The sequence below is a fragment of the Brasilonema angustatum genome, from assembly GCF_059505445.1.
Genome location: NZ_JCACKO010000129.1, coordinates 1 through 22,118 on the forward strand (window position 1 = coordinate 1; position 22,118 = coordinate 22,118).

Sequence of the window (22,118 nt, forward strand, 5' to 3'; positions counted from 1 at the left end):
ATCAATAGCAGAATTTTGACCGACAAAATAGGATAACAGAACAGCTTGGGTATTATTTGTAGCGAGATTGTGAATTTGTTTGATAAACTCCTCTGCTCGAGGAAGTGGATAATGTTCGTATCCAACTTTTTGACTGGTATTGATTCTGTAAATTTCCCAGTATCTAGATAATACATCCATAGCGAGTGCATACTCCAGGATAACCAATCTCACATAGTTGCACTCTATATATAAGCGCCCGCGTTTTTAACTTATGCAGTTCTTTTAAGAAACAAAGGGAACGCTTAACGCTTAACGCTTAACAGAAAAGAACGGCGATGGTTTACAATCCTAAATCCACAGCAATGCGATGAGCGCACGCAAACCCAGAAAACGCCACTGCATTTAAACCCTGACCGGGAAACGTACTATCCCCCACACAATAAAGTCCTGGGATAGCCGTTCTGTTAAACGGCATCCCCAGCAACCCGCGTAACTTCCTGCGGGGAATTGGCCCGTAAGTTCCATCCTGACGACCTAAAAAGCGGCGATGGGTTAGAGGCGTCCCCACCTCCAGATAATCCAACCCCGCATTCAAACCAGGAAAAATCTTCTCCAGACGGTCAATAATTCGCCAAGCTGCTTCTTCCTTCTTCACCTCGTATTCCTTTGCACACAGTCCTTGCCATTCATCAATCCAGTGAGGTGTAAAGGCGTGAATAATGTGATGTCCTGCTGGCGCTAAATCTGGGTCAAGCAAAGTCGGGATAGACACAAATAAAGTCCCTTCCGGTTCTGTCATCTTTTCCCAATCTTCTAACACGATATGATGACACTCCGTCCCCTTTGGCAAAACTTCTGCCTTCAATCCCATGTGTAAACTGAGAAAACTGGGTGATTTTTGATAGCGTTCCTGCCAGTTTCTTTCACCAAAAGAAAATTCTTGTTGAGTTAGTAATTTTTGAAATGTATCCCAACGTGTTGCATTGGACACGATGCGTTTTGCATGGTGGATTTGACCGTTAGCCAGTTGTACTCCCACAGCGCGTCTGTTTTCTATAATAATTTTTGTTACCCTAGCTTGGTACTGGATCTGACTACCTGCTTTAACAAGTCCCTCTACTAATTTTTGGGCAATTTGTCCCACGCCCCCTTTAGGATAGTTAACTCCTCCATAGTGCCTGTCAGAAAATACCATCCCAGCATTTATCATTGGTGTCATATTAGCTGGTACCACCGACCAGCAATAACACTCCATATCTATAAATTTCAACAACTCAGGATCTTGAATATAGCGTCGGGCTATATCTCCAGCATTCTGGGGCAGATACTTTACCAAACCAAGACATGCTAAAGGATGCTGAAAAAATACACGCATTAAATAGCGGGGTTCTTCTAGGGACAGCAAGTCCATGCTGTTGAGACAACCAAAGACTTTCCAGCATTCGTCATAAAATCGACGAATCCCTTGGCTTTCATTAGGAAAATACGCAGTCAAATTTTGTAAAAATTTTTCATACACTCTATCTACCTTTAGGTTTAACCCGTTAGGCAGATGATAGTGAATTTGTACTGGATCGGAAATCACTTCTAAGCTAACGTTAACAGCTTGCAAAGCACGAGTGAGTAAGTTGGTGGTACCGTTCTGCCCAAACCCAAAAATCATCGACGCCCCAACATCAAAGCAATAGCCTTGCCGTTCAAAGTAACCCGCACTACCTCCTGGAATGAGATAACGTTCTAGTACGAGTACCTTAGCACCTTTTGCCGCCAGCTGAGTTGCTGTGACTAAGCCACCAATACCAGATCCAATGACGATAACATCACTCTGCATGCATTTTTATTTTTTGTTATTTGTCGCTTGTCCTTTGTTTTAGTAAATCATCATAAGACTTGTATTTGATTTTTGCGAAGCTTCGTACAGTTTTATCAGTTATCAAGTACCCGCAGTACCAGTGATCAATTGTTCACCCTTCGGGTTCGCCAGTCGCCTGCGGAGGGAAACCCTCCCGCAGCGCTGGACTCACTGTTTACTGTTCACTGTTCACTGTTAAGCGTTCCCTATTACAAAAAAGAGGGAAAAGCCTGCTACCGCTGGCCAATCCCGTCTGCCGATCCTTAAAGAGAGGAGAACACTGAAAATACAATATAACCTTGATTGAGAATATATGTCAACTACTAATGAAAAAATATTTCAATAACATTTTGGCGTGATAATTATAGCAGTGAGTTGCACACAAAAAAAGTATTATGATGTTTCAGTTGTTATACCATATAGAAAAAGCCCATTTCTGGCTATGACGCTACAATTGCGTGTTTATGTCCCGCCCCATCCCCTAATCAAGCACTGGTTAGCAGTTGCCCGTGATGCTGCCACACCCTCCGTATTATTTCGCAGTGCGATGACTGAGTTAGGACGTTGGTTGACTTACGAAGCTGCTAGAGAGTGGTTGCCAACTCAAGAAGCAACAGTGCAAACCCCTTTGGATGTCAGCCCAGCAACTTTAATAGATCCAACGGTTCCAATGGCAGTGGTACCGATTCTGCGAGCTGGGTTAGGATTACTAGAGGGAGCACAAACAGTGTTACCTTTGGCGTCGATTTATCATCTTGGTTTAGTGCGAGATGAAAAAACACTCCAACCCTCTACTTACTTAAACAAATTGCCAGAAAAATTCCAACCGCAAACGCGAGTGTTAGTCACCGACCCAATGTTAGCCACTGGAGGGTCGATGATGCATGCAATGGCAGAATTAACACAACGGGGTATTGATCCAGCCCTAACGCGGATTGTATCTGTGGTAGCAGCTCCGCCAGCTTTACAAAAACTGAATGATGCTTATCCAGGTTTAATTGTTTACACAGCGACTATCGACGCAACAGTTAACAATCAAGGATTTATCATACCAGGATTAGGAGATGCAGGCGATCGCATCTTTGGAACATAAGCTAGTATGCAGCTAAGACAGCATGAGGAGCAAAAACAACCCAACAGATGCAGCGTTTCTTCAAGGCAGTAAAATTATGAGTCAGCAAGATAGTTTCGCAAGTGGTTTTTTTGCCGGAGCAATTTTCGGTAGTGTCGTTGGTGGTATTATCGGTACGCTTGTTGCCACAAGACGTGATCCAGAACAAATCCTAGAGGAAGAACCTCAAACAACCACCAACTTAACAGAAGCTAGAAAAGCAGCCAAAAGGCGTCAGATGAGAGCTTCGGAAAATGAGAATATGGAAATGGAAGTGGCACGGCGATCGCTTGAAGATAAAATCGCCCAGCTCAATGCCACAATAGATGAAGTCCGACAGCAGCTAGGGAATGTGAATGGCAATTCAGAGCAGCTGATTCACGAACGTTCTTCGTCGCGTAGCGAGTAGTTACGCTAACCTAGAGCATTGGACTTAGCGCAAATCTCACCAACTACAAAGGGCAGAGTCTTCATTATGGAGACATGCACAATCTCAACCGCCATTTGACTTAGCCTCATTTAAAATCGAAGATAAGACCGCATTTGACACTTCGTAGGAAATCAACCAATCCATGAATTTACTGGTTACCACACTGAGCACATTCATACAAATTTATAGTACTCTACTGATTATTAGAGTCCTCTTAACATGGTTTCCCAGCATCAACTGGTATAATCAACCGTTTGCAGCGTTAAGCCAGATAACCGATCCCTATCTGAATCTGTTCCGTTCAATCATTCCCCCATTGGGCGGTATTGATTTTTCACCGATATTGGCTTTTCTATTACTCAACGTATTAAGCGGTTTGCTCTCTTATCTCACCATTTCATTTGTTGGTTAAGTCTAAAGTCGAGATATATGAATTTCTGTAGAGACGCAGGTAGACAACGTCTCTACATCTTCATGCTGTGCAACTACTTACGCACTTGAGCGCTAAATCCAGCCGCCTTGAACTTCTTCAACTTCAAAGGTTCAGGCTGGTTTGCTGCTACAGAAATCCTCAATTCAAAATCACTAATACCTGGTGGAATTTCCTGGATAGAACCAAGACGGTTACGGTTTTCCATGACAGAATTATTGTTAGCATCATAAATGCGCCCAAAAATATCTGCATCGTAGACAGTTTTGTCCGTGCCATTTTGGGCTTTGCCTGTGACTATAAAGCAATTTGCTGCCATAGTTGTACCACTTGTCACAGATCCTTTTCCTATTTCTGATGGACATTTGTGATAGGAAAGCTCAGAGAGTTTTATCTGTGTCAGCGCTAGAGCACTTGGCGTAAACACCCACGATACAATTCCTATGATACAGGAAATCAAAATCACCCTAAATAATCTTGAGTACTGAATCCTCAATCTTGAGTAATTGTTTGTAAATAAGGGCACAGAATTTAAGAACGATAGTAGGCTATTTTTCTTTTGCATATCTCCAACAACAAGAATAACAAAACAATGCACCGATAAAAAGGCTGCGACTAACTTAGCAGAGGCAAAAGCACCATTGCGGTATATTTCAACCTCAGCTTACCTGAAATTAGCTCTCAAGCGATTGGATAGTTGTTTTAAAGTTTTGTAATAATTATGATAGATAAAACTCTTAATTGCTATATAGCGTATGAGTCCAGATGAGATAAAAGCAGTCTTGCAAGCAGCGTTTGATCGTTGTGATGTCGCAAGCTGTCCCCTCTCAGATGAGCAGAAACAGATATTACTGCAAATCTTAGAGCAAATCAAGGGGTCTCAAACTGGTGTGTCTGATAGCGCTAATCCCCTAGACGAACTAACAAAAGAGGAATTGCAAGCATTTTTAGAGTTCTTCAAAGCACAAGAACAACAAAACGGCTCATGGAAAGCGCAATTGCTCAACGACTGGCTAAATGAAAATGACTCAGGTGCAGTACAATTTATTCGCGATCGCTATGGGTTACCCTGGCTAAATCGTATTGAGCCATATCACTTTGACAAGTATTTTACTGAGGATGTTCTCAAGCTGAAAGTGGGCGATCGCATTGAAATTTGCAACGCTCTTTGGGAATGGGTACAAGATAATGGTCCTTGCACCCCAGAATGGTATTCTTGTATTGTCATTAATGTTAATGAAATAAGCGATCGCGATTCTTCCTCAACCAACTGCATCGTCCGCTTCTACAACGGTGCTGAATTTGAAATTCAAGGTATGTACGAATGGAATCGCGTTCATTGGCGAACAGGGAGTTAACAATTCAAAATGGACTGCGTCCCGCTGCGCTAACAAAATTTGGAATCTCCCCCACATCACCTCATTACCCCGTTAATCTTCATAAACCCAAATGCTGTCTCAAAGCTTGGCGCATCACCTCTACGGGAACTGTATCCTGTTGTAACCAGATTTTTAATGCTGCTGCACCTTGTTGAACGAGCATTTCCAGTCCATCAATTGCAATAGCGCCCACCTGCTGCGCTTGTTTGAGAAATTTTGTTGGGTTGGGGGTGTATATCAAATCGTAGGCGATCGCCCCCGCTGGTAAATTTGCCATTTCCTCTGCACTCAAAGGTGATTCCTCAACCTTGGGATACATCCCGATGGGAGTTGTGTTTACCAGCAGGTTTGCTTGTGGAATGAGTTTTGGTAAAGAATCCCAAGTGTGGACGTGTAAATTATGCGACTCCCGAAAATCACCCCAACTCTTCTGGAATTCTTCTAACTTTTGGGCGTTGCGCCCAACAACAAAAATCTTCTCACAACCTAATTCCGCACAACCTGCAACAACTGCTCTTGCTGCGCCACCGTTACCTAAAATCACAGCTACTGTCTGACTCCAATCCTGATTATACCTTGTTCGCAAAGGAGCGAGAAATCCTTCTCCGTCAGTGTTTGTACCAATCCATTTGTTATCTTTCCGACTTACTGTATTGACTGCTCCTATAGCTTTGGCGATCAATGAAATTTCTGAAAGCAAAGGCAATATTGTCTGTTTATGGGGAATTGTAATGTTAAAACCGACAACACCAACAGCGGCAAATCCTTGAATAGCGATTTCTAAATTTTGTGGTTCTATGGGAAAAGGAACATAGACGTAATTGAGTCCCAAGTGGGTAAGTGCAGCATTGTGCATCACTGGTGATAGTGAATGTTCCACCGGATACCCAATCACTCCGAGTAATTTAGTTTTGCCTGTAATCATGAGTTTGTCAGAAGTTATTTGTTATTAGTCATTATTAACTTTCATGACTTCGTTAGAATCATTTACAGGTACTTAACATTTCTTTATATCATGCAGGCAACAACAGCCCCCTCTACAACCCCAATTCCCGGTAAATATTGGCAGTGGCGAGGGCACAGCATTTATTACGTCAAAGCGGGAGAACCAAAAATTCAACGTCCTCCCTTATTATTGGTACACGGTTTTGGTGCATCTACAGATCACTGGCGCAAAAACATCAGCGGATTGTGTAACGATTTTGAAGTTTTTGCCATTGACCTTTTGGGATTTGGGCGTTCTGCGAAACCTAAACTAGAATACAGCGGTGACTTGTGGCGTGACCAGCTCAATGAGTTTATCACAGAAGTGATTGGTCAAAAAGCAGTGTTAGCAGGTAATTCCCTGGGAGGGTATGCAAGCTTGTGTGTTGCAGCACAACGCCCTGATGCAGCAGCAGGTTTGGTTTTGCTCAACAGTGCTGGTCCTTTTAGCGAAAACCAGCCTTCACCAGAACCAGAAGCTTTGCAATCTGAAATTCAGCCTCCCAAGCCAAACGAAAAGCTACAAAAACTACTGGGTGAAATTGTTAAGTGGATTTTGCAACAGCCTTTAGCCCAGTTTCTCTTATTTCAATACATCAAACAACCTTGGGTGATTCGCCAAACTCTAGAGAAAGTTTATCTTGACAAAAGCGCCATCACAGACCAATTAGTAGAAGAAATTTATCGTCCTGCTTGCGACTCTGGGGCTATGGATGTATTTTTGTCTGTGTTTAGCACTCCTCAAGGGGAAAAAGTTGATACCCTGCTCAAGCAATTAACTTGTCCTCTGTTACAGTTGTGGGGAGAAGCTGATCCTTGGGTTAATGCCAGAGAACGTTCAAAGAAGTTTCGGCAATACTATCCTGAATTAACAGAATACTTCTTGCGGGCGGGTCATTGTCCTCATGATGAGATACCAGATCAGGTGAACCGGTTGTTGAGTGAGTGGGTTTTGTCTACAGTGGTGAGTTCGTCGTGATAGTCTGCCTTTGAAACCTTAGTACTGTACTTCATTTATTTGCAATGTGTTGTATTAAGTTGTGAATAGAAAATTACAGTAAGTGATCGCTTCGCTGATCACTTGCTTTTATTTATACATTTTTTTACAAAAGATATTTTGTAACATTCAAGTCAGGAGGACTACGACCAGCAATAGATAAAATATCAAATTATGAATCTGGGTGCAAAAACTTCGTATTTCGCGTCTGGTACAAGTTAATATCAAAAAAAAGAGTAGCCAGCAAATAGTTTTATGACAACATCACCGACTGTAGCAAAACGATATATTGAGCAGCGGGATAAAGGCTTCTGGATTGAAGGGACTCGTGTTTCTCTTGATTCAGTTGTTTACGCTTTCTTGAATGGTGAGTCTGCTGAAAGTATTGCCCAAAACTTTCCATTACTCTCCCTAGAACAGATTTATGGTGCTATTGCCTTTTATCTTGCCAACCGAAAGCTAATTGATGTCTATTTGAAAGAAGGTGAAAAAGAGTTTGAGAAATTGCAACAGTCTCTGCGAGAGAAAAATCCGTCTTTGTATGAGAAGTTGAAAGCGGCTCTTATGCAAAAGCAGAGCAAGACATGACGACAGTTCGATTTCAAGCGGACGCCGATCTCAAGCAGGCAATTGTAACTGGTACGATACGCAGAGAACCAAATATTGATTTTCAATCAGCTAATACAGCAGGGCTTGAGGGTAAGACAGACAAAGAGGTCTTAGCCATAGCAGCACTCCAAGAGAAAATTCTTGTAACTCACGACCGCAAAACTATGCCTGTTGAGTTTGCTAAATTTATAATGTCACAAACCAGTTCAGGAGTTTTAATTATTTCCCAGAATATGCCAATTAGTGACGCAATTGAAGCACTTATCCTGATTTGGGAAGCTTCTACCGCCGAGGAATGGATTAATCAGATAATGTCTCTTCCTTTATAATCGTTGTTTCCGCAATGAATCATTTTGAATTTTGACAATATGACTTTTATCTTTATAATTTGACTTTGTGACTTTCTTTTAAATATAATGCGTGTCGTGTGGCAGTAATATAGCGATCACAAAGGAGCACAGTACCCTTTAAGCGCTCTCATTCAGATTTCTATTCTACAACGTCAAAAATCGCAAGCATTTGACGGACAGTTACGATTTTTATACCTTCTACTACAACCAGATGCAACAAATCACGCTTATCCCCTGTAACCAGATAGGTGGATTTCCCTGCTATGGCAGTAGCAATGATTCGATTGTCGGCAGGATCATTGGAATATTCCACGTCAGGCAATTCATTTACAACTTCAGCATGATTCCGTAACCCTGTAACCATTATCGTAGCTTGAGAATCATTAATATACTTTTTCAGTTTAGGATAACAGAGAACACGCTCAAGCTCCTCCAACTGTTCTGGTGAGGTGACAAGGGTATATTTTCCTTCGTCCCACGCACGATAAAGTAAATAGGGCAAAGACTGCTTATTCAGCAGTGAACTAACCAGTACATTGGTATCAAGAACGATGCGCTGCACGTGTGGCACTCACCGCTTCATCAATAACCGACTCAATTTCTTCAGAAGGAAAAGCCGTATTACGATCATGCACTTCCTGAATGGTAGATCGGAAAATTTTCTCCTGAACTGCTTTTTCTATGAAATCAGATATATCGCTGTCACCATGCTCCGCCAGAAACCTGTGTAGAGCTTCATTTGTCTCTTCTGAAACAGTGACAGACCAATTTATCATAATTGCATTTTTATATAGGGCATCTATTAGTTTTGATAAGGCAATTATAACATTGTTTTTGTGTTTCAATAGAAGGCGATCGCCTTTTGCGTAGTTCCTCCGAAGCATCGCTTTTTGTTATGTCATAGCGTTAAGCTAAAATAGCCTTAGAATCTTGCCAAGTTTAGACCGATGCAATTAGAAGATTATTTTGACTTTTTGTCACCCGATGATATTCGCCTCAAAGGACATCGCATTGGGATTGACAATGTGCTTGATTATTACTTGGAAGGATACACAGCGGAAGAAATTACAGCCAATTTGCCTACTCTGGGGTTAGAGCAGATTCACGCTACAATTACTTACTATTTGCACAATCGTGTTCAGATGGATGCTTATTTGTCACGTTTGACAAACAGTCGTGAACAGCATTACCAAGAATGGGCTGCTAATCCTTCACCTTTGGTACAACGCTTAAGAGTATTAAAAGCTGAAAGAATTCAACCGCAGGTAAATGCTTGGTGAAAGTGCGTTTTTTACTCGATGAAAATTTGTCGCCTCGTTTTAAGGTAGCTGTTCTTCGTCTAAATCCTGCAATAGATATTTTGCGAGTCGGTGAGAGTAATGCACCAGAACTGGGAACACAAGACCCAGATGTGTTGCGTTATCTGGAATTATCACAACGTTTGTTAGTGACGGACAATCGCGCTAGTATGCCACAACATGTAGAGTTCTGCCAGGTCGTTGAGGCTTTGTGTGATGTCGGGACGTTCATCTAAGAGCAGACGTCGCCTGATACCGTTTCACTTTAAGGTTGATACAAATGGGGAGCAGGGAGCAGGGAGCAGGGGGAAACAATTAGAAACCAATCATTTGTATCAGGGATTTCGTGAAATGGTATGAGTTGCAAAGTAGGCATCGCGCTCTTAAAATTTTTGAGCCAGATTAATTGCTGTAGCTAACAATACCTTCGCCAAAATAAGAGCCTACAAAAATTTTGACAAAAGTGGCAAAATGACCCATATACAAGCGTTTAGCTGACCTTGTAGCATGGATTCTCAAACCCTTTATACTGCAGGCAATACCTTAAAAAAACCTTGCAGGAAACCTTGAAGGAATTTTTAAGACTTATTGTTTTTGCCAAGCCTCAGAGAAAAGGGAGTTAATACATCAACTCACCCTCGTAAATTGGCGAAGGTATTGACTAAGTTTTAGGTTTTTAAAACTCCAATGATAAGTTTGAAGTATATTTTGACCACTTGGGTCGTGAACTATATCCTATTCTCTTTGTCCAAGTTTTGGGTAAAAGCACACACATCGCGTGAATTAGGGAATGAGGTAAAGAAATGTATATTTCTTTGACAAACTGCATAAATCCCCAACTAACCTCAGATAAATCAACAAATAGTCTGTGATTAAGTCTAATAAGTTCACTACTAGGAGTACTTAATGAATAATATCTACACCACCAGAAAAGCTTGGATGAAAAAAATCACTCGTCTAGTACCACTTTTTTTGGGGGTAAGTGTAATAAATGTAGCAGGTATTTGTTTATCAACCACTCAAAAAGCGGAAGCACTAACAGCATCAGATTGGGTAGGAACATGGATCTGTAATAACGACGGTCAATCTCCAATACAAGTAAAGTTCTGGTTGCATTATGGTTTGGTCATAGGGCAAATAGGTGATGATTCTTGGGCTGTTAAACAAAGACCTTACGATCCTTCAATCGACCCTCTTACTGAGCGCAAAGATCACGTACTGCCTCTATCTGTTCAGAGCAATCAAACGCAGTGGTTTTTAGCAATGCATACATGGGATCAGCACTATGCTAGTGGCTTTTCAAAATGGAATGGTAGTGTTTATGGGATGTTCTGCACTCGTCAATAGAAATTTAGTCAACTGCTCTATTTAGTTAAACATTGTCCTCTTATGTAGAGTACAAAGTTGAGGATCATACCAAGTTGCAATCAAAGGTAGCACCTGTCATTGTGAGCGAAACGAAGTGGAGCGTTCGCGGCAGCGTGTCCCCTTGGGACTCAGCGTGTCCGTTCGGCTTCGCGGTGCCGCACGCTCAGGACTCAGCAATCTCCCCTAATCACAAACTACTACAACAGAACGCAACTTGGTATCACACCTTGCGTCTGGGTTACCCCTCTGGACAACCTCATTTAACCTTGTCCACTCAGCTAGAATACAAAGTTAAAATTGTCCCCTATACGTGAAAAGTGGATAAAGTACAGATAAGAAATCCTAATTGATAACGGACAAAGTTCTATACAGATGTGGACATAGTTGAGGTCGGGCGATGTCATCGCCCTCTGGGCGACCGCAGGGCGACCGAATTTTTATTTATTTAATACGCTAGCCGTCAGAGTTTCTGCGGTTTTTTCGATAGCTTTGCTAAATGCTAGGGTGGCGATCGCCGCTGCTGTGAGTGTTGCAGGTTCCATAAACTAGCCCCGAAACCCTCTGGGGAGAACCTATGCCCTGCAGGGCACGCTGCGCTAACGGTTCCGCTAGCCCCTAAGGGGGCGCTGCGCAAACGCTAACGCCAGTCGCCTGCGGAGGGAAAACGCCACATGCTACCCTACGGGAAGCCGCCTCCGGCGTCTACAAGCCGGGAAACCCGTCCAACGCACTGGCTCCCCTCCCGCAGCGCTGGTCTCACCTGTCGGGCATCCCTCTCCTTAAGGAGAGGGAAAGATTTTAGCTACGCTAAAAGCGAGGGTGAGGTTCATAATTCTGAATAATTTTTATAAAAATCTGCTTTTTGTGGTCTAATAAACCGTGCAAAAAGCAGATTTTGTTTCATAGGAAGGTTTAGTGCAAGTTTTCCAAACCATAAGTAACTACACCGTCGCTCACTGGAGTTTCTGATAAAGTTACAACAAAATCTTACGGTACAAGCGGTGTAGCAAAGTTTGCTTTCGAGACATCCTCTATCTAATCTTTGCTTTCCTGCATACTTCTGACTAACTTTGTCACCAGCTTTCTTGGTGTAAATCTTACGGATTCAGCTAGTATCTTATTTTTAACACCAGGAATGACAACACTTCTGCCTTCTAATAAGGCGCGATAGCCAATCTTGGCTACGGTTTCTGCATCCATAATCTTTTGACCACTGACGAGCTTTGAGTCTTCCATAGCGGCTCTTTGTTGAAAATTAGATTCAGTTGGTCCTGGACAAAGAGCAGTTACGGTGACACCTGTACCGTCTAATTCATTGGCGATCGCTTCCGAAAATGATAAGACATAAGCTTTAGTAGCATAATAAACTGCCATCAAAGGTCCTGGTTGAAAGGCAGCAGTCGAGGCAATGTTTAATACTCTGCCAAAGCCTTGCTTAACCATATCTTTGAGGAAAAGTTTAGTCAAATGGGTGAGACACACCATATTCACCTGCATCATTTGCAATTCAGGTGCTAACTCAAGTTTGTGAAACAATCCATAGGTAGCAAAGCCAGCATTGTTCACTAGTACATCAACTTTGATAGCTTCTTGTTGTAGCTGTTGGAAAATTTCCTCTGCAGCTGTTGGTATGGATAAATCCTTGGCTATCACCTTGACTGCAATACGAAATTTTTGTTTAAAGTCATTTGCAATTTCAGCGAGCTTGCGTTCGTTTCTGGCGACTAACACCAAATTGTAACCATCATCGGCAAATAATTTAGCCAATTCGTAGCCAATTCCACCAGATGCGCCAGTAATAAGAGCGGTTTGTTGTCGATTACCCTGGTTTGTTCCGTTCATAAATTTTCTCCTAAAATAAGTCGTGAGTTGTTTGTAACTCAGAAAAACCAACCATAAGAATGCAACCCTTTACCCAACATATTCACTCCTAGATAACAAATCCACACCACGACAAAGCCTGTAGCAGCTAAAATTGCCGGACGACGCCCTTGCCAACTACGAGTTATGCGTGCGTGGAGATAGGCGGCAAAGATTAGCCAAGTGATTAAAGCCCAAGTTTCTTTGGGGTCCCAACTCCAGTAAGAACCCCAAGCTTCGTTTGCCCATACTGCACCAGCAATAATTCCAATCGTCAGCAGGGGAAAACCCAACCCAATGACGCGGTAGCTGATATTGTCGAGAGTTTCGGCGAGAGTTAGGCGCTGTGGTGACAGGGGTTGAGAATTTGTGATTAAGGCTTGTTTGCTGGCTTCCACCACAGAATCGAGTTTTTGGATTGGGGTTGTGAGTACTGCCAAGCCAGCTGCGGTATTATCGTTGCGATGCGCCTTGGACGTCACGATCTGCGTATCAGGGAATGCTTTATTAATACTTTCAGTGTCAATAGTATTACTCACAGCAGCTACTTTTGGTTGAGAAACTGGCTGACCGGCTTTGTGCAAGCGGTAACCACCAATACCAATAGAGCTACCTTGTAGTTGTATATTCTGACCGCCACTGACGATTAAAAAAGCGATCGCCAGCAGCGAACCCACCATTAAAGCTGCATAACTGAGCATCATAACGCTCACGTGCATCATCAGCCAATTGGATTTGAGAGCTGGCACTAAGGGTTCTGCACTCTGCATTGATTCTGGTAAAGTTAACGCTGCAAATCCAGTAATCCCCATTGCCACAGGTGCTGTCACTACCCCCACAAGATGGCTACGACTCCTATTTTCAGCAATCAGATGGATAGTGGTTATGCCCCAAGCTAAGAAAAACAGTGATTCATAAAGATTACTCAAGGGAAAGTAACCTGCTTCTAGCCATCGTGCTCCTAGTAAAGTTGCAGTACACAGGTTTGCGATCGCCATCCCTGCTGTTCCCAAAGTTGATAGATAAGGTATGCTCTTAAATGCTGTCCCCACCCAGTAAACTAGCATAGTCATAAATAGGGTGGCAAACGCTGTATTATCCAAAAAGTTTTGTAATACAAGCAGATTCATTTTATCTTTTCCTCAAACGAACACGATTGGGTGTTAGCGCAGCGTTGCCGTTAGGCAATAAGAAGTCCTGTTTTTTCCAGAATACAAACTGCTGGATGAATGAACCCAGGCTTGTTGTTGTTCACAAGCCAAGCCTAGGAACGAATTTTTGGATGTAAAGCATCCAAACGAGTAGTCTTAGAAAGTCTTCACAAATTCACTCAGCGCTTTCTTATCTTCATCGGACAGTTCTGAGCCAAAAGTATGACCCTTGTCCTCAATGAAGTCGGGAGACTTGTTTGCTCTTAAAAGCACCCGTCCAAGCTTACCCTTAAGTCCACCTTCAGGTTTTAAGTCCTTGAAGAGGTTTACGAGATTAAGATCTGTGACTGCTTCTCTGGGATTAATGTTTGCCAGCAAATCAACAGGCATTCCTTCAGGAACGGGAATCTTAATGATTCCCTGCTGAGAAAGCGCCAACTTGCTTTTCTGAGTTGTCCTACTGATAATTCCCTCACGTTTTTCAGGCGACAGCAGTTTTTCCATCGCATCGTTGTAGGCATCTATACGTCCTTCAACTGACGGATCTTCGTTATATTTGCCTAAAGAGTTGTTGTGGAGATATGGTGCTGTTGCCCAGACGCTTATAAGCGAAGGTGTCCGATAATATCCCACACCACCAGAAGGCACCTCAAATTCGATGGGTTTGTTTTTGTCCAAGGGGTTATCCAGTGTCAATGTACCTGGTGACGGCTGTTCCTTGTACGTCTTAGACGAGAACTGTTCCCAGATATGTCCTTTGGTTGCATTTGTCCCCAAAGCACGACCAGCATTGGTGCCAATGAGTGTAACTGGGTAACGTTTATCATCAGACAAGAAGTTGTGATCTAAGAAATCACTACTGAGGACAGATTCTATGTACCACTGCTTTGCCTTTTCTGGGTCAACAGCAATTTCAGCAGAAGGCTGTTTGCTGGAATGACAGGTTGCACAGCTCTGGGCAAAAACAATCTTACCGCGTTTGAGAAGTTGTTCATCCTTGGTCAGGAAGGCTTCACCTCCAGGCGCTTGGGCGAGATGCATCGGCTTGATAGTTTTCAGGAATGCTTCCATATCTGGCATGCGTGCTTCTGTGTTGTTCCAGTCTTGGCACTCCTTTCTCGCCTTTTCGATGTCAAAAGGTCGTTGTGGTTTTCTGCCCAACACAGCATCATGAAGACTCAGCCAATAATCGCCGCACATACCGATGTTGACGTAGACGCGCAGTGATGCTTTTGCCACACCTATAGAGTCTGCGCCATCTTTGAGGATGTGATTGACGTCCTGGGTGGAACCATCGTTCATGACTTCTGGGTGTTTGGGGCGATCGCCCAAATTAAAAATACTATTAACCACATTTGGGTTATTGATATGATCCGTGGCAATGCGAGAAGTGTCAGAGGTTCCCGGTTTTTGTGTGTTAAGCACTTGCCATCTAAAATCATCTGGCTTGAGTTTGGCATCAAATAAGGCGTTTTCCTTGATGTACTGGTTACCCAAAGCTGGCACCAAGTTTTCCCATTTCGGGTGTACTGGATCTTTGGGTGGTTTGAGGGGGTTAAACGCTACGTGACAGATAGCACAAGACTGCCCAATTCGGTAAGGAGGCTCGATTTGTGAGTCTTGTTTATACTGTTTCGGGTCCCATTTGACAGGGTCGAAGTTCGGGTTCTTGAACTTACGCAACCCGATGATGCCACTTGACTCTGGATCTTTGCACTTATCCAACAACAAACCGTACTCATCTGGTTCTGTTGCTTTTTCACATCCTGGATCGTTGACTGTGCCAAACTCCTCAAACCGCTTGTCGCGATCTACAATACTGTTGTCAAGCAAGCCTAGTAAATCCACTTCTCCACGAGTTCTTTTAGCTACATCTCGGTAATATTTGTCGTTACCACCTGTCCATAAGTACCAGGTGCAACGACCCCGATTTTCTGCCTCCGTCAAATTTGGATTGGGTGGCAGATATCCAATATTGTCACAGTTCTCAGCATATTCTGAATATTCAGATGCTGACGTTTCATTGTATTTGCTAGCAACCGGTACAGATGTTTCACTATACTCGCTAGCCAGAACTGTAGGTGTTCCATAAAAGCCGCAAACAATGCATATAATCACGGCAAGGAGCATCAGACAGCCTGTAAAAATTAGACGTGTCTTGTTCATAAAGTTCTATTTTTGCAACACCAATACCTTGCTATGTTTCTCTCACTTTTGCAGTGAGCTACCAATTCTTCAACATTAACTCACTATTTTTCGGAATTGCCTGAGGGTATTTTTGTTAATTGGAAATTTACATCCATTCTAATATAAAAATTTACTGTATTAAGTTGTGCAGTAGATTTTTATATTTGTCAATCTCATTAGTCAAGTTTTGTAAATATCATGTGACGATAATAGAGATAAATTGCTATCTTTGCTGAAAGTGCGATCGCTATTGATGAATTTGGCGTTATTAGAAATTTTGTTAGCTAGAATTGACATTTTGTTTGGAAACAGAAACAGAGAAAATGTACCTAATTGACACAAATTGACAATTAAATGAAAATGATTGTTTTTGAACACTTTAGATAAAGCGTCAAAAAAATCGTTTTTTTTAGAATTCCTCTGTCGAGGTTGCTCGTTTGCCATAGGAGGTTCACCGATTAACAGATCGATTTGTGAAAGGCAGATGACATGTAGCCTTAACAGGTAATAGGTGTACTCTCAATGAACTTATGCAGTTGTTGGTTATAGCCTCAAAGAAAATAGTAGCTATAGGCTGGAGTTGAAAAAATTTTATTTTTAAGGCTACAACCTTTGTGTGGCTGCCTTTTCAGGCTTCGGAAGTCTAGAAAGGCTATAAATTAGGAAAGCCTGTTTGGATAAGGGTTTGGCGCTTTGATAAGCAAAATTCGTCTCAACTCCAATACTAGGAACACTGTCGGACAACTGCATAAGTTCAAAACCCTGACATCTACTTATTTAGTGAACACTTCACAGGAGGCGATAACTCTAACTACTGACTGAACGCAAAGAAATAATTTAAGATTTTTCTAATGATCCTCTTTTCTATTGAAAAGGGTCAAAACTAATGATGTCAAACATCTTGGTTGATTTTGGTGCGCCAAGTTAATTCACAATAGCGAAAGTCAAAAGAGTGCATCTAAGAAATATTGCATATTTCTATTATGGCTCTGATAAATTTTACACAAATCAGTTCTGTGAGCCATAAGTTGATCCATAAATTAATCTGCTATTTCGATGTCTGATTCTCTAAAATAGTCCAGAAAAGAAAAGAGAATGAACAATGGAAAACGACATTATCTTTAAACCACTGGAATTTCGTAATCTCACCGTCAAAAATCGGATTTTTCGCTCTAGTATCTCCGGACGTTGGGATAACTATGATGGTTCAGGTACTCAAGCACGTATCAACTGGGAAGAAAAATTTGCCCGTGGTGGTGTAGGGGCGATCATTACTTCCTTTGTACCAGTGGCTATTCGGGGGCGAATTATGCCTAATTACGCCACGATTCACTGCGATGAGCGTATTCCTTTTTGGCGTAAAGTTGGCGAAAAAGTCCATGAATATGACTGTAAATTCATTTTGCAACTGAGTCATTCTGGGCGTCAACAAGATATTGGTGGTGTGGAAAACCAGAACTTGAAAGCTTTAAGTTCCACAAGCAAGACTGAGCCATTTCACGGATTTCTATGTCAAGCAATGACGCTTGAGGAAATTAAAAACACGATTCAAGACTTTGCTGATGGTGCAAGACGTGCTCGTGAAGCAGGACTAGATGGTGTTGAATTACACAGTGGTAATGGGTATTTATTTACACAATTCATGAGTTCAGGTATTAACGATCGCCAAGACGAATATGGCGGCTCGTTAGAGAATAGAGCGCGATTTTTGCTAGATGTCATCAGAGCAATTCGCAAGGAAGTGGGAAATGATTTTCACTTGCAATTCAAAATCAGTGCGATCGACTATAATAACGCAGTAACTTTTTGGGAGAAACCAGGAAATACCCTTGCAGACTCTATCCAGATTTCTCAGTGGGCACAAGAGGCTGGTGTCGATGCAGTGCATGTGTCAACTGGAAGTTTGTTTCCTCATCCACTCAATCCAATCGGTGATTTTCCGTTTGAGATTATCAGAAAGACTTATGACACGATGCTGTCCAGTGGCGTCTACACAATCCGTAACTATCTGTTGTTTCGATACTGGCTATTAAGACCAATTTTCGCCTTGTTGTGGAATAGGGTGAAAAAGAGTTTGCCGCCTCAGGCGATTCAGGCAGATGAAGTCAAAAACAAAGAAATGAGAAAGCTTTTGGAAGCTAATCAAGGAAGAAATCTGAACCCGGCTGCTGAAATCAAAAAGCACGTCAATATCCCCGTTTTGTGCACTGGTGGTTTTCAGCAAGCTTCTTACATTCGTAAGGCAATTGATGAGAAATATTGCGATGCAGTGACAATTGCTCGTCCTTTGATTGCTAACAACGACTTGGTTCACGATTTTGCTGCAGGAAAAGACTTGCCAGATGATCCCTGTACTTATTGCAATAAGTGTCTGCTCAATGTCATTGAAAATCCGCTAGGTTGCTACGAACTGTCGCGCTTCAACAACTACGAAGAGATGATGGAAGAAGTCATGTCGGTGTTTCACATCACTCAATTCAATCAAGAAGAATTATCTAAGGTTTCCGTGCCACTTGGATAATAAAGACACATAGTAGAGACTTAGCATTTTCCATGTCTACATGAATTTGTAATACCATTTCACGAAATCCTTGATACAAATGATTAGTCTCTAATTCTTTCTCCCCTGCTCCTCTGCTCCTCTGCTCCTCTGCTGCCTATTTGTATCAACCTTAAAGTGAAACGGTATTAGACATCGCTCGCAAATAATCCCGACAACATAACAAGTCACAGTCGCATGACCGAACAAACAAACCAGACTCTATTACCAACGCCGCCCAAAGCAGTTTTCAAGCGTATTTGGGTTGTGATTGTGGGAGTTGTTGCAGTAGCCATCTTTTTTCTTTGGCCTATTCTATCCAACTCTCCAGTTGATTATGCCAACATTGAAGACCACTTTAAGTATGGTTCAATTGGTAGCGAACCGGTAAATGGCGTTCCCTACTGGATTTGGAAAGTTCTGCCAGACATCTTTCCGGATAAATTACCTGGTAAAGGTTATACCTCGCTGGGATTTCTTGAAGAGCAGGGGAAAGATTTGCCAATTGGTTTTTCTAAGCGCCGAGTATTTATTGATCGCGTTGGTTTGAATTGTGCTGTTTGTCATACAGGTATAGTGCGTGAGACACCAAACAGCAAACGTGAAGTGATCACAGCAATGCCTGCTAACGTACTTAACCTAGAGGGATACATCAATTTCATATCAGCAGTAGCTACGGATGAGCGATTTACTGCTAACCGGATGCTACCAGAAATTGAAAAGATAAGTGGTGGTCTTAACCCGCTCCAAAAATTAATTTATCGCTTCTTGGCAATACCCCAAACCAGAGACGCGCTGATTAATCAAGGGAGCCGACTTTCGTTCCTTAAAAAGAATCCTGAATGGGGCCCAGGAAGGGTGGATACTTTTAATCCTTATAAAGCGCTTCAATTCCATTTCCCGATGGATAAGTTGCGGGAGGATGAACTGATTGGCACTGCTGATTTGCCCTCAGTCTGGAATCAAAAAGCCCGCGAGGGATTGCAGTTGCATTGGGATGGCGATAACACCTCAGTTGATGAACGTAATAAAAGTGCGGCATTAGGTGCTGGCGTCACACAAACAAGCATCGATTTGCCGAGAATTCAGCGAGTTGCAGATTGGCTTTGGGAACTACCACCACCAGTCTATCCCTACGAGGTTAACGAAACCAAAGCTGTGAAGGGAGAGCAGCTTTTTCAAAATAATTGTGCTAGCTGCCATGTTTTTGGTGGCTCACAAACAGGAAAAGTCGTGCCAATACAAGAAATTGGTACAGATCCTCATCGCCTCAACTCATACACCTATGAAATGCTGTCTAACCAAAATACCCTTTTTGCGAGTTATCCGTGGCGTTTCTCACATTTTCGCAAGACGAATGGCTATGCCAACGTGCCACTAGATGGTATTTGGTTACGCGCACCTTATCTGCACAATGGATCAGTACCAACTCTACGAGATTTACTCGAAGTTCCAGAGAAAAGACCAAAGGAATTTTATCGGGGTTACGACGTTTTCGACAAGGAAAAAGTGGGTTTTGTCTCCAATGTTTCTGAAGAAAACGACAAGAAATACTTTAAGTTCGACACGACAGTTCCTGGAAACAGTAACAGCGGTCACTTCTACGGAACTAAACTTTCAAATGAAGAAAAAGATGCTGTGGTCGAGTACATGAAAAAACTTTGAAATTTATCAAGGAAAGTAAAAAGCATGAACACTTACGCTCAATGGTTTAGTCGGGTGACTTGGCTCGGCATTATCGCTAATATGTTTTTTGTCATTCCATCTTGCTTCTTTCCAGAGCAATTCCTCTCATTGCTTGGGATGCATATACCTTTCCCCATTATCTGGGTTCGCGCTGCTGGGATGCTGTTGTTTATCATCAGTGCTTTTTACATCCCAAGTGCTATTGATCCGTATCGCTATCAAGCAAGCGCCTGGATTTCAATATTTCCTTCGCGAACTTTTGGTGCAACATTTTTCCTGGTTGCGGTGTTTTTCTTTGGTCAAGATAAGGGATTCCTTTCTATTGCCTTTGTAGACTTTTTCTTCGGATTAATTGAGGCAATTCTTCTGACTCTTGCCATACGAAATCAAAACTCAATTGCTGGGGAACCTGTAAAGCAATTGACCTAAGTTATACCATTGCTAAGGAATCAGAGAATATCATGAACATATTCAAAGATAAATTAGGCAGAATTATCACAAGTGTTGTTCTCATTATTCTGCTTTTAGTTGGAGGGGTTGTCTATGTTGGATGGTACAACCTTTTCCGAGAAGTTCCTACATCGTACGAGTCAGCCGAAGAACACTTTAAATACGGTTCTATCGGCACAGAACAGGCGCAAGGTATACCTTATTGGATTTGGTTAGTGTTGCCACGAATTTTTCCTGACAAACTGCCAGGACCAGGTGGTTATACTTCTTTGGGAATGACATGGGAGGAGGGTAAAGAAACGCCAGTTGGCTTTACCAAAAAAACTATTGGCTTTCCTCGTGTTGGTATCACTTGTGCTGTTTGCCATAGTGCCACTTATAGAACAAGCCAGAAAGATAAACCGACAATCATTCCTGCAGGTCCCTCCAATAAATTTGACCCTCAAAGCTATACTCGCTTTTTAGGTGAAGCTGCTAGTGACTCTAGATTTTCAGCAGATTATATCCTTGACGAAATCAAATATAATCATGAGTTTTCTTGGCTGGAGAAACTGCTTTATCGCTATTTCATCATTCCTCAAACTAAAAAAGCGCTGCTGCAACAAAAAGAAGACTTTGCTTGGATGGATTCTCGTCCCAACTGGGGTCCTGGTCGCATCGATCCATTTAACCCCGTCAAATTCAACACCTTAAAATTGCCCAAAGATGACACAATTGGCAACTCTGATATGATGCCAATATGGAATCAAAAAATGCACAAAAACTTTGCGCTGCATTGGGATGGTTTAGAAACTTCATTGACGGAAACTGTTAACACTGGCGCAATTGGTGATGGTGCGACTAAAAAGTCAATTCCTATAGCTGATTTGCAGCGGGTAGAAGATTTTATTACGCAACTACCGCCTCCCAAATATCCCTTTGCCGTTGATAAGAAATTGACAGAAAAAGGAAGTAAAATTTTTGCTAACACCTGTGCATCTTGTCACGCTTTTGGTGGCGAAAGGACAGGAACAGTTATTCCTGTAGAAGAAGTGGGAACTGACCGTCACCGCTTAGATATGTGGACACAACAAGCTGCAGAAACTTACAACAACTTTGCTGAAGGCTACTCTTGGGACTTCGACAACTTGCGTAAGACAAATGGCTATCTATCTGTGTCCCTTGATGGACTTTGGTTAAGAGCGCCATATCTACATAACGGTTCAGTCCCATCCCTACAAGAGTTGTTAGAAAAACCAGAGAACCGTCCCAAAGTTTTCTACCGGGGATACGATGTCTACAATCCAGAAAAAGTGGGCTTTGTTTCTGAAGGTTCCGAAGCTGAACGTGTAGGTTTTAAATACGATATGACCGTTACAGCCAATTCAAATCAGGGACATATTTATGGAACTGATTTGTCTGGTGACGACAAAAAAGCATTAATCGAATACCTGAAAACATTATAAGAGGATACTG

The 22,118-nt window shown here is 42.2% G+C and carries 22 protein-coding genes and 1 pseudogene; 14 read left to right on the plus strand and 9 right to left on the minus strand.

The window, feature by feature from the left end; genetic code table 11:
- A pseudogene (locus AC5JM2_RS21885) lies at window positions 1-213 on the minus strand (hypothetical protein); the annotation flags it as partial.
- A gap of 109 nt (window positions 214-322) precedes the next feature.
- Window positions 323-1,813: a carotenoid isomerase gene (gene crtH, locus AC5JM2_RS21890; protein ID WP_495836940.1), complete on the minus strand. Its 1,491-nt coding sequence runs from the start codon at window positions 1,811-1,813 to the stop codon at window positions 323-325.
- Between the two features lie 463 nt (window positions 1,814-2,276).
- Between crtH and upp the strand changes: the two genes are divergently transcribed.
- The 3 genes from upp (at window position 2,277) to AC5JM2_RS21905 (ending at window position 3,787) form a co-directional block, all read left to right on the plus strand.
- Window positions 2,277-2,927 carry a uracil phosphoribosyltransferase gene (gene upp, locus AC5JM2_RS21895; protein ID WP_495836941.1) on the plus strand — a complete coding sequence of 217 codons (651 nt, stop codon included), beginning with the start codon at window positions 2,277-2,279 and terminating at the stop codon, window positions 2,925-2,927.
- A gap of 76 nt (window positions 2,928-3,003) precedes the next feature.
- The gene (locus AC5JM2_RS21900) at window positions 3,004-3,354 is read left to right on the plus strand and encodes a ssl2009 family thylakoid membrane protein (RefSeq protein WP_495837082.1); all 351 of its coding nucleotides are present in this window, start codon (window positions 3,004-3,006) and stop codon (window positions 3,352-3,354) included.
- A gap of 163 nt (window positions 3,355-3,517) precedes the next feature.
- Window positions 3,518-3,787 (plus strand): YggT family protein, encoded by a 270-nt coding sequence (locus AC5JM2_RS21905; RefSeq protein WP_210615915.1) that lies wholly within the window; start codon window positions 3,518-3,520, stop codon window positions 3,785-3,787.
- Window positions 3,788-3,860: 73 nt separating this feature from the next.
- Here AC5JM2_RS21905 and AC5JM2_RS21910 read toward each other — a convergent pair whose 3' ends face one another.
- Entirely contained in the window at window positions 3,861-4,370 is a 510-nt protein-coding gene (locus AC5JM2_RS21910; RefSeq protein ID WP_495836942.1) for a hypothetical protein, read from the minus strand.
- Window positions 4,371-4,560: 190 nt separating this feature from the next.
- On the opposite strand from AC5JM2_RS21910, the gene AC5JM2_RS21915 reads away from it, so the two are divergent.
- Window positions 4,561-5,163, plus strand: coding sequence for a class I SAM-dependent methyltransferase (locus tag AC5JM2_RS21915; protein WP_495836943.1), 603 nt, complete (start codon window positions 4,561-4,563; stop codon window positions 5,161-5,163).
- Window positions 5,164-5,242: 79 nt separating this feature from the next.
- On the opposite strand, the gene AC5JM2_RS21920 is transcribed toward AC5JM2_RS21915, so the two are convergent.
- Complete coding sequence (locus AC5JM2_RS21920) at window positions 5,243-6,109, minus strand: shikimate dehydrogenase (protein ID WP_495836944.1); 867 nt, start codon at window positions 6,107-6,109, stop codon at window positions 5,243-5,245.
- 90 nt (window positions 6,110-6,199) lie between these two features.
- Here AC5JM2_RS21920 and AC5JM2_RS21925 point away from each other — a divergent pair, with 90 nt between their 5' ends.
- The 3 genes from AC5JM2_RS21925 to AC5JM2_RS21935 all read left to right on the plus strand — a co-directional run bounded on the left by AC5JM2_RS21925 (window position 6,200) and on the right by AC5JM2_RS21935 (window position 8,103).
- Window positions 6,200-7,147: an alpha/beta fold hydrolase gene (locus AC5JM2_RS21925; RefSeq protein WP_495836945.1), complete on the plus strand. Its 948-nt coding sequence runs from the start codon at window positions 6,200-6,202 to the stop codon at window positions 7,145-7,147.
- Between the two features lie 273 nt (window positions 7,148-7,420).
- Window positions 7,421-7,753, plus strand: a complete 333-nt coding sequence (locus tag AC5JM2_RS21930) for a DUF433 domain-containing protein (protein WP_495836946.1) — start codon at window positions 7,421-7,423, stop codon at window positions 7,751-7,753.
- Window positions 7,750-8,103, plus strand: a complete 354-nt coding sequence (locus tag AC5JM2_RS21935; protein WP_495836947.1) for a DUF5615 family PIN-like protein — start codon at window positions 7,750-7,752, stop codon at window positions 8,101-8,103. The genes AC5JM2_RS21930 and AC5JM2_RS21935 overlap by 4 nt, the downstream gene beginning before the upstream one ends.
- 160 nt (window positions 8,104-8,263) lie before the next feature.
- Here the strand turns inward: AC5JM2_RS21935 and AC5JM2_RS21940 are convergent, their stop codons facing one another.
- Together AC5JM2_RS21940 and AC5JM2_RS21945 are read right to left on the minus strand one after the other, a co-directional pair.
- The gene (locus AC5JM2_RS21940) at window positions 8,264-8,686 is read right to left on the minus strand and encodes a putative toxin-antitoxin system toxin component, PIN family (RefSeq protein WP_495836948.1); all 423 of its coding nucleotides are present in this window, start codon (window positions 8,684-8,686) and stop codon (window positions 8,264-8,266) included.
- The gene (locus AC5JM2_RS21945; protein ID WP_495836949.1) at window positions 8,667-9,008 is read right to left on the minus strand and encodes a ribbon-helix-helix domain-containing protein; all 342 of its coding nucleotides are present in this window, start codon (window positions 9,006-9,008) and stop codon (window positions 8,667-8,669) included. The genes AC5JM2_RS21940 and AC5JM2_RS21945 overlap by 20 nt, the downstream gene beginning before the upstream one ends.
- Window positions 9,009-9,071: 63 nt before the next feature.
- Here AC5JM2_RS21945 and AC5JM2_RS21950 point away from each other — a divergent pair, with 63 nt between their 5' ends.
- The 3 genes from AC5JM2_RS21950 (at window position 9,072) to AC5JM2_RS21960 (ending at window position 10,769) form a co-directional block, all read left to right on the plus strand.
- Window positions 9,072-9,404, plus strand: coding sequence for a DUF433 domain-containing protein (locus AC5JM2_RS21950; protein WP_495836950.1), 333 nt, complete (start codon window positions 9,072-9,074; stop codon window positions 9,402-9,404).
- The gene (locus AC5JM2_RS21955; RefSeq protein ID WP_495836951.1) at window positions 9,401-9,658 is read left to right on the plus strand and encodes a DUF5615 family PIN-like protein; all 258 of its coding nucleotides are present in this window, start codon (window positions 9,401-9,403) and stop codon (window positions 9,656-9,658) included. The genes AC5JM2_RS21950 and AC5JM2_RS21955 overlap by 4 nt, the downstream gene beginning before the upstream one ends.
- 670 nt (window positions 9,659-10,328) lie before the next feature.
- Window positions 10,329-10,769: a hypothetical protein gene (locus AC5JM2_RS21960; protein WP_495836952.1), complete on the plus strand. Its 441-nt coding sequence runs from the start codon at window positions 10,329-10,331 to the stop codon at window positions 10,767-10,769.
- A 1,056-nt stretch (window positions 10,770-11,825) separates the two neighbouring features.
- Here AC5JM2_RS21960 and AC5JM2_RS21965 read toward each other — a convergent pair.
- The 3 genes from AC5JM2_RS21965 to AC5JM2_RS21975 all read right to left on the minus strand — a co-directional run bounded on the left by AC5JM2_RS21965 (window position 11,826) and on the right by AC5JM2_RS21975 (window position 15,967).
- A complete protein-coding gene (locus AC5JM2_RS21965; RefSeq protein ID WP_495836953.1) occupies window positions 11,826-12,632 on the minus strand; it encodes an SDR family NAD(P)-dependent oxidoreductase in 807 nt (268 codons plus the stop codon).
- A gap of 38 nt (window positions 12,633-12,670) precedes the next feature.
- Entirely contained in the window at window positions 12,671-13,780 is a 1,110-nt protein-coding gene (gene ccsB, locus AC5JM2_RS21970; RefSeq protein WP_495836954.1) for a c-type cytochrome biogenesis protein CcsB, read from the minus strand.
- Between the two features lie 177 nt (window positions 13,781-13,957).
- Window positions 13,958-15,967 carry a hypothetical protein gene (locus tag AC5JM2_RS21975; RefSeq protein WP_495836955.1) on the minus strand — a complete coding sequence of 670 codons (2,010 nt, stop codon included), beginning with the start codon at window positions 15,965-15,967 and terminating at the stop codon, window positions 13,958-13,960.
- A gap of 1,123 nt (window positions 15,968-17,090) precedes the next feature.
- On the opposite strand from AC5JM2_RS21975, the gene AC5JM2_RS21980 reads away from it, so the two are divergent.
- The 4 genes from AC5JM2_RS21980 to AC5JM2_RS21995 all read left to right on the plus strand — a co-directional run bounded on the left by AC5JM2_RS21980 (window position 17,091) and on the right by AC5JM2_RS21995 (window position 22,108).
- Window positions 17,091-18,509 carry an NADH:flavin oxidoreductase gene (locus tag AC5JM2_RS21980; RefSeq protein WP_495836956.1) on the plus strand — a complete coding sequence of 473 codons (1,419 nt, stop codon included), beginning with the start codon at window positions 17,091-17,093 and terminating at the stop codon, window positions 18,507-18,509.
- Window positions 18,510-18,725: 216 nt separating this feature from the next.
- Window positions 18,726-20,192, plus strand: a complete 1,467-nt coding sequence (locus AC5JM2_RS21985) for a c-type cytochrome (protein WP_495836957.1) — start codon at window positions 18,726-18,728, stop codon at window positions 20,190-20,192.
- A gap of 24 nt (window positions 20,193-20,216) precedes the next feature.
- Window positions 20,217-20,642: a hypothetical protein gene (locus tag AC5JM2_RS21990; protein ID WP_495836958.1), complete on the plus strand. Its 426-nt coding sequence runs from the start codon at window positions 20,217-20,219 to the stop codon at window positions 20,640-20,642.
- Window positions 20,643-20,674: 32 nt separating this feature from the next.
- Window positions 20,675-22,108 (plus strand): c-type cytochrome, encoded by a 1,434-nt coding sequence (locus AC5JM2_RS21995; protein ID WP_495836959.1) that lies wholly within the window; start codon window positions 20,675-20,677, stop codon window positions 22,106-22,108.
- The last annotated feature ends 10 nt before the right edge of the window (window positions 22,109-22,118 follow it).

Excerpts from the sequence above, each read along its gene's own strand:
- AC5JM2_RS21945 (WP_495836949.1), bottom strand. The coding sequence starts at position 9,008 with ATGCTTCGGAGGAACTACGCAAAAGGCGATCGCCTTCTATTGAAACAC.
- AC5JM2_RS21935 (WP_495836947.1), top strand. The coding sequence starts at position 7,750 with ATGACGACAGTTCGATTTCAAGCGGACGCCGATCTCAAGCAGGCAATT.
- AC5JM2_RS21980 (WP_495836956.1), top strand. The coding sequence starts at position 17,091 with ATGGAAAACGACATTATCTTTAAACCACTGGAATTTCGTAATCTCACC.
- AC5JM2_RS21985 (WP_495836957.1), top strand. The coding sequence starts at position 18,726 with ATGACCGAACAAACAAACCAGACTCTATTACCAACGCCGCCCAAAGCA.
- AC5JM2_RS21920 (WP_495836944.1), bottom strand. The coding sequence starts at position 6,109 with ATGATTACAGGCAAAACTAAATTACTCGGAGTGATTGGGTATCCGGTG.
- AC5JM2_RS21965 (WP_495836953.1), bottom strand. The coding sequence starts at position 12,632 with ATGAACGGAACAAACCAGGGTAATCGACAACAAACCGCTCTTATTACT.
- AC5JM2_RS21900 (WP_495837082.1), top strand. The coding sequence starts at position 3,004 with ATGAGTCAGCAAGATAGTTTCGCAAGTGGTTTTTTTGCCGGAGCAATT.
- AC5JM2_RS21990 (WP_495836958.1), top strand. The coding sequence starts at position 20,217 with ATGAACACTTACGCTCAATGGTTTAGTCGGGTGACTTGGCTCGGCATT.
- AC5JM2_RS21905 (WP_210615915.1), top strand. The coding sequence starts at position 3,518 with ATGAATTTACTGGTTACCACACTGAGCACATTCATACAAATTTATAGT.
- upp (WP_495836941.1), top strand. The coding sequence starts at position 2,277 with ATGACGCTACAATTGCGTGTTTATGTCCCGCCCCATCCCCTAATCAAG.
- AC5JM2_RS21960 (WP_495836952.1), top strand. The coding sequence starts at position 10,329 with ATGAATAATATCTACACCACCAGAAAAGCTTGGATGAAAAAAATCACT.
- AC5JM2_RS21995 (WP_495836959.1), top strand. The coding sequence starts at position 20,675 with ATGAACATATTCAAAGATAAATTAGGCAGAATTATCACAAGTGTTGTT.
- AC5JM2_RS21915 (WP_495836943.1), top strand. The coding sequence starts at position 4,561 with ATGAGTCCAGATGAGATAAAAGCAGTCTTGCAAGCAGCGTTTGATCGT.
- crtH (WP_495836940.1), bottom strand. The coding sequence starts at position 1,813 with ATGCAGAGTGATGTTATCGTCATTGGATCTGGTATTGGTGGCTTAGTC.
- AC5JM2_RS21975 (WP_495836955.1), bottom strand. The coding sequence starts at position 15,967 with ATGAACAAGACACGTCTAATTTTTACAGGCTGTCTGATGCTCCTTGCC.
- ccsB (WP_495836954.1), bottom strand. The coding sequence starts at position 13,780 with ATGAATCTGCTTGTATTACAAAACTTTTTGGATAATACAGCGTTTGCC.
- AC5JM2_RS21925 (WP_495836945.1), top strand. The coding sequence starts at position 6,200 with ATGCAGGCAACAACAGCCCCCTCTACAACCCCAATTCCCGGTAAATAT.
- AC5JM2_RS21930 (WP_495836946.1), top strand. The coding sequence starts at position 7,421 with ATGACAACATCACCGACTGTAGCAAAACGATATATTGAGCAGCGGGAT.
- AC5JM2_RS21950 (WP_495836950.1), top strand. The coding sequence starts at position 9,072 with ATGCAATTAGAAGATTATTTTGACTTTTTGTCACCCGATGATATTCGC.
- AC5JM2_RS21910 (WP_495836942.1), bottom strand. The coding sequence starts at position 4,370 with ATGCAAAAGAAAAATAGCCTACTATCGTTCTTAAATTCTGTGCCCTTA.